This window comes from Kitasatospora sp. NPDC093558 (assembly GCF_040683475.1).
Taxonomy (GTDB): Bacteria; Actinomycetota; Actinomycetes; order Streptomycetales; family Streptomycetaceae; genus Kitasatospora.
Genome location: NZ_JBFBDY010000943.1, coordinates 1 through 2,013 on the forward strand (window position 1 = coordinate 1; position 2,013 = coordinate 2,013).

Below are 2,013 nucleotides of genomic sequence, written 5' to 3' on the forward strand. Positions count from 1 at the left end.
GGCCAGCACGTCGTAGGGCAGGCGCGACCAGTCGGCGGTCATGGCGTCCTCGGAGGACACCGGACGTAGCACGATCGGGTGACCGTAGGTGCGGCGTCCGCCTGCTGCCGTCCGTCGCTCATCGCCGGTCCTCCTCGGATGGGTTCGTCGTGCGTCCCACGCTAAGCGGCTGCCCGCCGTGCGCGCCGGACAACGCCGACAACCGATTCCCTACGGATAGCCGGGCGGGCGAGAAGGCCGGAGGGTGACCGCCGGACCGCCTGCGCCCCCGGGAGGTGACCGAAGCCGGGAGCCGACGCCGTAGGCGGCTCGGTGGGCGTCGTCAGTCGGAGGCCCGCCGGTAGCGCTCGTAGACCACGCGCGAGCCGAACGTCCTGGTGTCGATCAGGTCCAGCCGGACGGCCTCGGTGACCGGCGGCAGGAAGGGCGTGCCGCCACCGACGACGATCGGGTTGCGGAACATGCGCAGCTCGTCGACGAGCCCGAGCTCGACGGCTTGCGCCCCCAGTCCCGCTCCGCCGACCGCGACGTCCTTGCCGGTTCCGTCGGTCGCGGCGAGCACCGCCGCGGCCTCCTCGCCCAGCGACGACGTGGCGAGTCGGGCGTTGCCCTCGACGGCGTCGAGCGTGCGGCTGAAGACGACCTTCGGGATCGCGCACCAGACGTCGGCGAACTCGGCCCAGAGCTCGGTGCCGCGCATCGACGGATCCGTCTCCCAGGGCAGCATGGTCTCGTAGAGCCTGCGGCCGCACAGGAACCCGCCGAGCTCCCGGGTCTGTTCGACGTGGAAGCGGAATTGCTCGTCGCTGGGGACCGACCAGGCGAACCTGCCCTGGCGGTCGGCGATGAAACCGTCCACCGAGACGCCCATCGAATAGATCAGCATGGGTCCGAGCCTATGGCTTCCGGTGTCCTCGCGCTGCTTGCCGCGCGGCGTCGCGGGATCCACCGGCTGCTCGTCACGTCGAGTACAGGCCGTCGAAGGGTGCCCCGAAGCCGAGGTACTGCGGCATCAGCTCGTAGTGCTCCCGTCCGTCCATCTCCGCCGTCAGGTCGATCAGGCCCCACCGCACGCCGTGCGCCTCCACCGCGAACGGGCGGATCCGGATCGGGCCGTACGTCACGCCGTCCAAGCCGGCCAGGAGCGAGGCGAGTTCGCGCTCGGCTGCCTCCGTGTCCGGGGCCGGACGGAACTCGCTCGCCACGTGGTTCCCGTCCGCGTCGAAGCGGTGGAGCAGCGCCATCACGCCCTCCAGACCCCGCGCCCCCGTGACGTCGCCGAAGAACCGGCCGCCCGCGTGCGTGCCGATCCAGCGCGTGCGGGCGTGCGGCTCGTGCGCCACCGGGACCTGGCGGGCGGGGAAGTCCAGCCGTCGCCAGGCGATCGTGTCCCGCCAGCCCGGTTCGGCCCCGGTCCACGCCCGGAGCAGCCGCTCGGTCACCGCCCGGGTCTGCGGCTCGACGGCCTCGTAGTGCTCCCCCGCCGAGCCGAACCGGTGCTCGACCTGCCAGTCGTCCGGCCCGTGCCGGTAGGCCTGGACGTACAGGTCGCCGCCCGGGCCACCGCGGGTCACGCACAGCCACGGGTTCGCGTCGGAGATCCGCTCCGCGACCGCCGCCGTCAACTCGTCGCGGTCCGGCCGGAGCAGCCGCGAGCCGTCGGCGAACTCGACCGCGATGTCGCTCGTGTTCATCACGGTCGGCACGCTACCGGCCGGTACCGACAGACCGTGCCGGGCCCCGCACGTGGGGAGCCCCCGGCCGGGGAGGCCGAGCGGGAGGCCGGGCGGGAGGCCGGGCGGGGAGCCCGGCCGGTAGCCAGGGCGGTCAGACGCCTGCGGCGATGGCGGCGGCGAGGTCGGCGTTGGTGAGGGCGCGGCCGGCGATGCCCCAGGCGCCGTCGCGGGCGTTGAGGATGTTGACCCACGTGTCGTCGGCGTCATGGCCGGGGACGGACAGCCGCTCGACGATGTCCGTCGCGGCCCGGAAGAAGGCGGCCCGGGACTCCGCGGT

3 protein-coding genes and 1 pseudogene are annotated in these 2,013 nt (G+C 73.6%); all 4 read right to left on the minus strand.

Translation table 11 applies throughout. The features are described 5' to 3' along the window. Positions 1-93 (minus strand): annotated as a pseudogene (locus tag AB0O00_RS37205) (GMP synthase); the annotation flags it as partial. Positions 94-322: 229 nt separating this feature from the next. Beyond that, the gene (locus AB0O00_RS37210; protein WP_363659120.1) at positions 323-886 is read right to left on the minus strand and encodes a dihydrofolate reductase family protein; all 564 of its coding nucleotides are present in this window, start codon (positions 884-886) and stop codon (positions 323-325) included. 73 nt (positions 887-959) lie between these two features. Next, entirely contained in the window at positions 960-1,697 is a 738-nt protein-coding gene (locus AB0O00_RS37215; RefSeq protein ID WP_363659121.1) for a hypothetical protein, read from the minus strand. A gap of 130 nt (positions 1,698-1,827) precedes the next feature. Beyond that, a partial coding sequence (locus tag AB0O00_RS37220; RefSeq protein ID WP_363659122.1) for a hypothetical protein occupies positions 1,828-2,013 on the minus strand: 186 nt, incomplete at its 5' end.

Excerpts from the sequence above, each read along its gene's own strand:
- AB0O00_RS37210 (WP_363659120.1), bottom strand. The coding sequence starts at position 886 with ATGCTGATCTATTCGATGGGCGTCTCGGTGGACGGTTTCATCGCCGAC.